At 55.9% G+C, this 8,531-nt stretch carries 7 protein-coding genes; all 7 read left to right on the forward strand.

All coding sequences use genetic code 11. The features are described from left to right. A partial coding sequence (locus tag FJY67_10115; GenBank protein ID MBM3329808.1) for a 2-oxoacid:acceptor oxidoreductase subunit alpha occupies positions 1 to 728 on the forward strand: 728 nt, incomplete at its 5' end. Further along, the gene (locus tag FJY67_10120) at positions 728 to 1,549 is read left to right on the forward strand and encodes a 2-oxoacid:ferredoxin oxidoreductase subunit beta (GenBank protein ID MBM3329809.1); all 822 of its coding nucleotides are present in this window, start codon (positions 728 to 730) and stop codon (positions 1,547 to 1,549) included. The genes FJY67_10115 and FJY67_10120, both read left to right, overlap by 1 nt. 13 nt (positions 1,550 to 1,562) lie before the next feature. After that, a complete protein-coding gene (gene oorC / locus FJY67_10125; GenBank protein ID MBM3329810.1) occupies positions 1,563 to 2,111 on the forward strand; it encodes a 2-oxoglutarate:acceptor oxidoreductase in 549 nt (182 codons plus the stop codon). 259 nt (positions 2,112 to 2,370) lie between these two features. After that, the gene (locus FJY67_10130; GenBank protein MBM3329811.1) at positions 2,371 to 2,805 is read left to right on the forward strand and encodes a nucleoside-diphosphate kinase; all 435 of its coding nucleotides are present in this window, start codon (positions 2,371 to 2,373) and stop codon (positions 2,803 to 2,805) included. 31 nt (positions 2,806 to 2,836) lie between these two features. After that, positions 2,837 to 3,793: a 3-hydroxybutyryl-CoA dehydrogenase gene (locus tag FJY67_10135; GenBank protein MBM3329812.1), complete on the forward strand. Its 957-nt coding sequence runs from the start codon at positions 2,837 to 2,839 to the stop codon at positions 3,791 to 3,793. Next, entirely contained in the window at positions 3,732 to 4,829 is a 1,098-nt protein-coding gene (locus tag FJY67_10140; protein MBM3329813.1) for an efflux RND transporter periplasmic adaptor subunit, read from the forward strand. The genes FJY67_10135 and FJY67_10140 overlap by 62 nt, the downstream gene beginning before the upstream one ends. A gap of 132 nt (positions 4,830 to 4,961) precedes the next feature. Further along, complete coding sequence (locus FJY67_10145) at positions 4,962 to 8,456, forward strand: efflux RND transporter permease subunit (GenBank protein ID MBM3329814.1); 3,495 nt, start codon at positions 4,962 to 4,964, stop codon at positions 8,454 to 8,456. The last annotated feature ends 75 nt before the right edge of the window (positions 8,457 to 8,531 follow it).

An 8,531-nucleotide genomic window follows, 5' to 3' on the forward strand; every position in this document is an offset into this window, starting at 1 on the left:
CGGCTTACCTCGACGAAGTCTATGAGGAGACCGTCCGCGCCTTCAATCTTGCCGAAGCCTACCGGATGCCGGTTTATCTTCTGATAGACGAGGTGATCGGGCACCTCTCCGAGCGCGTTGAGATACCTCCCGACGAATCCCTTCAGATCGTCGATCGAACTCCGCCATCGGTGCCCCCGGAAGAATACCTGCCCTATGACTCATCGAAGAGCGACGTGCCTCCGATGGCATCCTACTTCAGCGGCTACCGGTTCCATATGACCGGCCTCAACCACGATTCCAGCGGCTTCCCTACCACCACGCAAGCCATCTGCCATGCCGAGAATGTCCGCATGATGCGAAAGGTCACGGCAAACCTGAGTAAGATCGAAAAGTTCGAGGAATACTTGACTGAGGACGCTAAAATAGGTGTTGTGGCATTTGGATCCACTGCCAGAGCAGCAGTTGTTTCAGTGAGCGATGCTCGACAGAACGGCATCCAAGCCGGGCTTTTCCGTCCGATCACGCTCTGGCCTTTTCCCGAAGAGGCAGTACGGCAACTTGCCTCACACTGCCGGACAATCATTGTCGCAGAGGCTAACCTGGGGCAGTTAATCTACGAGGTCGAACGTGTCGTTCGCGGCGAGTGTGAGGTCGTAGGTGTTCAGAAAGTGGGAGGCGTTCCAATTTATCCGGCAGAGATTCTGGATAAGATCATTGCTGTTAACTCTTCATGGAGGAATGACTAATGGCGCTGCGCCTCGAGAATTACCTCCGGATGGAGCACCTACCGCACATGTGGTGCCCCGGTTGCGGAATCGGCATTATCGTAAAGGCACTGCTACGAGCCGTCGAGGCTATCCAGTGGTCGAAGGACGACACCGCCGTCATTTCAGGTATTGGGTGCACCTCGCGAGCGCCGGGCTACCTCGATATGAACACCTTGCATACTACACACGGCAGAGCGCTCACCTTTGCCACCGGGGTTAAACTGGCTCGTTCCGACAAGCACGTCGTCGTCATTTCGGGCGACGGTGATGCCTCGGCAATTGGTGGCAACCACTTGATCCATTCCTGCCGCCGCAACATCGACATCACCTGTATCATAGTAAATAATAACATTTACGGAATGACCGGTGGTCAATTTTCACCCACTACGCCGCTCGGAGCCAAGGCAGCGACAGCGCCTTATGGGATGAGCGAACCGGCCTTCGATCTGTCGAAACTGGCAATCGGCGCAGGTGCCAGTTACGTCGCGCGCGGGCACGTAGGTTCGGCAGCGCAACTCGAGCGCTTGATCCGAGGCGGGCTAAAGCACCACGGCTTCTCAGTGATTGAGGTTCTCTCCAATTGCCATACTCAATTTGGCCGGCGCAACCGGCTCGCAGATCCGATGGAATTGATCGAGCACATCGCCGCCCGAACTGTTAACGTCAAGGAAGCCGCCAAACTGTCGCCTGAGGAGTTGCGCGAGAAGTCCGTCGTCGGCTTGCTGCATCAAGACGAGTCGCGGGAGGAATACTGCGATTCCTACGACAGGATCATCGCCCGCGCTCAAGCCCAAGGATAATAACCTCATCTCCATGCTCAATCATTACGAAGCCCGATTTGCCGCTGTTGGGGGTCAGGGTATTCTCCTGGCCGGTGACATTCTCGCGGACGCGGCGATTTCTTACGAAGGTCTTTTTGCGCTCGACAGCCCGACCTATACGGCTCAGGTGCGCGGCGGCCCGACCAAGGTCGATGTGATCCTCGACCAGACGCGGATCCTTTTTCCCCGCACTACAGCGATCGACTTTATGCTCTGTCTGGCACAACGTTCCTGGGACCGGTTCGGCACGGACTTGAAGGACGACTGCATCGTGTTGATTGACCCAATACTGGTGCAGACGGTGGACCGGAAGTATCGAGTCTATGAATTGCCGGTGATCGAGTTAACCAAGACCGAGATGAAGAAGGTCGTCTATACCAGTGCGGTAGCGCTGGGTGCGATGATTGGCCTCACAAAGGCATTAGGCCCGGAATCGGTCGTCAAGGCATTGGTCTCCAAGGCTCCCAAAGGCACTGAGGTTCAGAACGAGCGTGCGTTCAAGATCGGCTTCGATGCCGGAGAAGCCCTCCTGAAGAACTGACTTCCGCCATCGTTCTCAAATCACTATCTAAATGTCGATGTTTATGTCTAATAGAGCATCCGACTCTCATTAGTATTGGCATTTGCATTGGCATTGGCATTGACTTCACTGCAACGTTGCTTTGTGGATCACCGCACCATCCGCCCGGGTTGCCCCAAGCCCGGGCTTTTCGTTAGATTGTAGTGCGGTCGGTCGTCTTAGACAATAACCGCGCTGTATTTTTGCAACCTCGAACCTCTAACCCTCATCCAATCTCTTCATGGAACGAACCCTTATGATCGTCAAACCGGACGGCGTTTCTCGCGCACTGACCGGTTTAGTTTTGCACCGGGTCGAAGAGTCCGGCTTGACCTTGCTTGCGGTTAAGAAACTGCGACTGGACCGTGCCACCGCCGAACGTTTTTACGCCGTTCACAAAGAGCGTCCATTCTATAGAAGTTTAGTAGAGTATATGACTTCCGGGCCGGTAGTAGTCGCTGCGGTCGCCGGTGAAGATGCGGTGACACGTTACCGGACACTGATAGGTGCGACCGATCCGGCCAAGGCAAATCCGGGAACCATTCGTCAACTTTATGGTGAGAGCATAGAGCGCAACGTCGTCCACGGCTCGGACTCGGTCGAAAATGGATTGATCGAAACGGCCTTCTTCTTCAGTGCCGTCGAAATGATGGCCGGAAGCGCCGACACGATATAAGCAGCCGGCTAAGTGCTGGCCGGGAGACTTTATGCATGAAGATAGCCTCGGCGTTCTGGAGGTTCAGACGACCGGGGGAGCCGGATCGTCCCGCCTTGTGGTGGTGGGTGCCGGAACGATGGGGCAGGGGCTGGCGGAAGTTGCCGCTCGACGCGGCATCGAAGTCCTCTTACTTGAACGCGACGTGGAGGCGCTTAAGGATGCGTTGGAGTCGATGGCCGAGCGACTCGACCGTGAAATTGAACGTTGGGCGCTGACAGAGTCGGAAAAGCGAGGAATACTATCCCGCATCCACGGCTCGGTCGAATCGTCGGACATTGGCGATCAACCTCTCATCCTTGAAGCGATTCCCGAACGGCTCGATCTGAAGCACAACCTTCTTCGTCATCTCGAATCGGTGGCAGCCAACGATGCCGTCTTCATCACCAACACATCGACGTTGTCGATCACCGAACTGGCTTCGGTCTTGAAACGGCCTGGACGGGTCATTGGAATGCACTTTCCCAGTGCAGTTCATAAGGTCAAGGTGGTCGAACTGGTGCGAGGTCTAAAGACGACCGACGAGACCTTTCAGGCTGCGCTCGGCCTTGCGAAGAGACTGGAGCGCACGGCGATTGAGGTCTTCGAATCGCCCGGCTATGTGACCACCCGCCTCTTGATGCCGCTGGTGAACGAGGCCGTGCAGGTCTTGATGGAAGGCGTTGCTTCGGCGGACGATATCGACACCGCGATGCGGCTCGGTTACGAAATGCCGCAGGGGCCATTGACCATGGCTGACCGGATGGGACTCGACACCGTTCTCTCCTGGATGGAAACGCTTTTTCGCGACCTCGGCGACGCTAAATACCGTCCCTGTCCGCTGCTCAGGATGCTGGTTCGCGCCGGGCACCTCGGAGTCAAGACTGGACAAGGTTTCTTCTGCTACGATGAAGACGGCCGTTCGATTCCCGATTCAGGCTATGTTAACAGCGTTGTGCGGCACAAATAGGTTGCGCCCTCCCCTGACCGTGCTCGTACTGCTGTGCATTCTGGTTACCGGATGCAAGACAGAATGGAGCGGAAAAGAGAAGGGCAAGGATCCGCCGGTGGCGGCGCCAGTTGCCATCGATACCTTGCGTCGGGGAACCATCACATCCTTTGTCCGATTTAACTCCGTCGTTGAAGCCTCACGAGAAGTCGATGTCTATGCCCGGACCGTCGGGCAGATCACCTCGCTTTTTGTCGAAGAGGGGCAGACGGTAGCAGCCGGGCAAAAGCTATGTCTCATCGACGACGCTGAACAGCGGCTGGCATTATTCCGTGCAGAAGGTGAACTATCCCACCAGAGCGACGAGTGGAAGCGCGCTGTTGACCTTGCAGAACGCGGTATGCTCCCTGAAGGTGACTTGAAACGCATCGAACTGGCTCGCAGCAACGCTGAAATCGCGGTCGAACAGGCTCGCCTGCTACTGAACTGGACGCGTATATCTGCTCCGATTGGGGGACTCGTGACATCGCGACTGGTCGATGCCGGTGACCGGGTCGATATGGCTCGACCGCTGTTCCGTATCATCGACCGGTCGCGACTATGGATTCATATCTGGCTGTCGGAATCGGAGGCAGCAGTAGTTGGTCCCAACACTTCCATAGGAATCGTCTCGCTGGCGGACAGCACCATCGTTGGACGCGCAACACTCGATCTGATGGGTGAAGTAGTCGATCCGACTTTTGGTAAGATTAAGGCGCGATTCCTTCTCGAAGGCAGTTCGGGTCGGTTTCGCCCCGGTCAATTCGTAGAGTGTCGTCTATTGATCGCCACTCACGTTGCAGTCCTCGTGGCTCCCAAACGTGCAATCCTTTATGAATCGGGTCGCCCCTTTGTCTTCGTAGTGAATGACTCCATCGCTTACAAACGACCTGTTGAACTTGGGCTTGCTACAGGGGGATCCATTGAAATCGGCGATGGTGTCGAGGAGGGCGAACTGATCGTCATCGACGGCCAGGCGACCATCAGCGACAGCGCCAAAGTGCGGATCGTCCAATGACATGAACCCTGAGGTCTGTCCCAATCTCCAAAGCCTTACCACTGACGATAGACTGCCAAAAAGAATTCTGTCTTTGACCGATTCTCATTAGTCTTCGTCGTTTCACGGTTAGGGCCTTCACCTGACTATGCATTGAACTTTCCCACCGACATATCGACATCTCCCTATCACCTCCCGATCCGGCGACCCGTCGCGGCGACTATGGTTGTCCTTACGGTGTTTGTATTTGGCCTCTTGTCGCTCGACCTCCTGCCGGTCAATTTACTCCCGCCGATAACCTACCCGTCGATCACCGTTCAAGCAGAGTATCCCGGAGCCGCACCGGAGGAGGTTGAGGAAGTTGTTACCCGACCGCTGGAGCAGTCACTCGGAGTTTTGCGGGATCTGGTCGATATGCGCTCGTCGTCGCGGGCTGAACTGAGCGAGATCACCCTCGAGTTCGACTGGAAAGCCGATATGGATCGCGCTACTCAGGAGACTCGCGAGAAGATCGACCTCGTTTTCTTGCCCGATGACGTTCGGCCTCCCGTGATCCTGCGCTACGATCCGAATCTCGATCCGATCATCCGTCTTGCCTTGACCGGACCGAATGACTCGTCGCAAAAGGTCGCGCCTCGCGAATTGCGTCGCCTTGCTGAAGATCTGGTTAAACGAGAACTGGAGAAAGTTAGCGGGGTAGCGGCTGTCCGAGTCAAGGGTGGGGAGGAGGTGGTCTATCAAGTGCGGGTAGATGCCGCAAAGATGGCGCTGCTCAGCATCACACCGGAGGAAATCGCTTCCCGGTTGGCAAGCGATAACGTTAATGTCGCCGGTGGACGCATCGCGGATGGTTCAGCGGAGTATATGTTGCGCGCGAGGCTCGAGTTCACCGGTGTTGATGACATCGGCGGGACGCATATAGCGTCGCGACAGGGCCAGCAGATCTACCTAAGAGAAATCGCCGGAGTGCACCGCGAAAGTCAGGACCCGCTCACCATCACTGAGGTTGATGGCCGGACTTCGGTCGAACTTGAGGTCTTCCGCGAGGGTGAAGCCAATCCCACAATAGTCAGCGAAGGAGTGCTGAAAAGGCTCTATGGCCAATCCGACAAACAGGATGACTTTGCTGCCAAGTCCGGCGCGGCGAATGAACCGGGACGCTTTCACATTCCTACTATTGTAGAAATGTTGCCCGCCGGTGTCGAGTGTCTGGTTGTATCAGATCAAGCAAGGTTCATTCGACTGGCAATCGACGATGTCCGGTCCGCCGCAGTAGTCGGCGGGTTGCTGGCGGTCCTGGTGCTTTTGTTCTTTCTGGGGAAGATACTTCCTACTCTGGTCGTTGCCATCTCGATTCCGATCTCACTTGTAGCGGCTTTTGCAGCGATGCACATGTCCGGGGTCACGCTAAACATTATGTCGTTGGGCGGCCTTGCGCTCGGTGTCGGAATGATGGTCGATAACGCGGTAGTCGTCGTCGAATCGATCAGCCGACGCAAGGAGTCGGGAGACACCGGAGTAGAGGCAGCCGTTCGAGGAACGCAACTCGTGGGCGGTGCTGTCACAGCATCGACCCTTACAACGCTGGTAGTCTTCTTCCCGATAGTCTTCGTTAGTGGAGTAGCCGGCCAGTTATTCGGCGATATGTCGCTGACGATCGTCCTCGCGCTTTCTATGTCCCTCGCGGTAGCATTGCTCTATGTGCCAATGTTGACGACTCGCAGCAAGAAGAGGTTGCTAAGGAAGCAAGCGATCAACAAGGAAGACTCATATGTTGCACAAGATTTGAGAAAACTCATTCCGATTCGATCCGAATGGGTGAAGGCGCGCGATGATTGGCGAAGTATTGCAAATATCGATGCACCTCTGCTGCGTTATCCGGCGCTTGGAGTTGCCGCTATCTATCTTTTGTTAAGAGCGATACTTGGGATTCTGACGGGATTCCTGCGACTGGCAGGGCATTGGATGGTGGTGATCATCTTGTTCCTCACCAGTTGGATCCAGAGAAAGCGCGCCGGGAAGCCGGTTGCAGCAGACCCCAGCCGTCGGGAGCAGTTTCAGATCGCGCTCGAATCTTCCTACCTGAAACTGCTGGAGTATCTCCTTCGTCGTCCACTCCGGATCTTACTACCGGTTGTTATTGTAATCTTGCCCGTTGCATTCTTCCTTCTGCCTTATTTGGGTTCCGACCTGGTTCCGACTTTCAGTCAGGGACTGTTCGACGTCCAAATGGAACTGCCGGTCGGCACACCTCTCGAAAAGACGCATTCCGTTGCCAGGCGAATTGCAGGGCAAATTGTCGGAGACAATGCCGCAGAGCGCGTGTCGGTTCGCTCCGGAAACGACCGCGGCGAAGGCTCGAGGGTTGCGTCCGATGCCCATCGTGCGGACATTACCGTCGATCTGAAGCCGGGTTCCAGCCTCGCCCGAAGGCAATCCCGATTGATCGAACAGATAAGGAACTCAGCCCGGGACATACCCGGGTTGGAGTTGAGGGTCAAGACACCGACCCTATTCACATTCAAGCAGCCGGTCGAGATTGCAGTCCTCGAGGATGATCCCGAGCGCTTAAGATCGCGCTGTTCGGTAATAATCGATGCTTTGCGAGGTGATTCAGCCTTCGTCGATCTTGAAACCACCGTTCGTTCGGGTCATCCCGAGGCGAATGTCCGGTTTGACAGGGACCGGCTGGCGCGGCTGGGACTAAGCGCGCGCTTCGTTGCGGATCGACTGCGCGGGCTGGTCTATGGCGACGTGCCAACCCGGGTTCGTGAGGCCGACAGGCGCGTCGATATCCGGGTGCGACTTGACCAGTTCATACCCCCGTCCGGGACTGGTGCCTCTGCTTCTTTCTTTGATGAAGGACTCCGGACTCTTCGAGAAGTCGTCGTCAATCCGGGTCAGGAACGCCCGGTTAAACTGGCAGATATAGCCAGTATCGACATTCGCGAAGGTCCTGTAGAGATTGTCCATCTGGATGGTGTTCGCGCCGGAATCGTCACTGCCGATTTGCGTTCAACAGACATTCGCAGTGCAACATCCAGGGCGCGCGAACGGCTCGAAAGGACCGGTTTACAGGTCGGTCAGGACTATCGATTTAGGGGCCAGAGTCGCGAGATGGAAGCATCGCTCGGCAGTCTAAAGCGCGCTCTGCTGCTGGCGCTGTTTTTCGTCTATGTCGTTATGGCATCGCAATTTGAATCCTTCGGGCGGCCGCTTATCATCCTGGCGACGGTTCCGGTGGCATTATCCGCGGTGATCCCCGCGCTTTTCCTGCTCAATCTGCCCCTCTCGGTCATGGTCTTCCTCGGACTCATCGTCCTGGTCGGTGTGGTCGTCAACAACAGCATCATTCTGGTCGATGCGATTCACAAAATGCAGGGTTCGAGCCAGGGGATAAGAGACGGTATGCCGACTTCGAATCTCGAACCAATCCTCGAGGCAGCCCGTCTTCGGCTCCGACCGATCCTGATGACGACCCTCACAACGATTATCGGCTTATTGCCGATGGCAATCGGTTTTGGCGAAGGTGCCGAACTGCGGCGACCGCTGGCAATTACAGTTGTAGTCGGCTTGTCCTTTGGGCTCCTGGTGAGCCTCTTCTTTGTGCCGGTGCTATATCATCTTACCCGTAGAAAGCAAGTTTAAGCACCTGTGGACGATATTTATCCCGACCCAATCGACTAGACTTCTTGCTTAACTATCCTCGACTGCTGAATGCTT

The sequence above is a fragment of the Calditrichota bacterium genome (genome assembly GCA_016867835.1).
GTDB lineage: Bacteria > Electryoneota > AABM5-125-24 > Hatepunaeales > Hatepunaeaceae > VGIQ01.

What these genes read in the sequence shown, in the direction of transcription:
- FJY67_10120 (MBM3329809.1), top strand. Translation starts at nt 728, where the DNA reads ATGGCGCTGCGCCTCGAGAATTACCTCCGGATGGAGCACCTACCGCAC.
- oorC (MBM3329810.1), top strand. Translation starts at nt 1,563, where the DNA reads ATGCTCAATCATTACGAAGCCCGATTTGCCGCTGTTGGGGGTCAGGGT.
- FJY67_10130 (MBM3329811.1), top strand. Translation starts at nt 2,371, where the DNA reads ATGGAACGAACCCTTATGATCGTCAAACCGGACGGCGTTTCTCGCGCA.
- FJY67_10135 (MBM3329812.1), top strand. Translation starts at nt 2,837, where the DNA reads ATGCATGAAGATAGCCTCGGCGTTCTGGAGGTTCAGACGACCGGGGGA.
- FJY67_10140 (MBM3329813.1), top strand. Translation starts at nt 3,732, where the DNA reads ATGAAGACGGCCGTTCGATTCCCGATTCAGGCTATGTTAACAGCGTTG.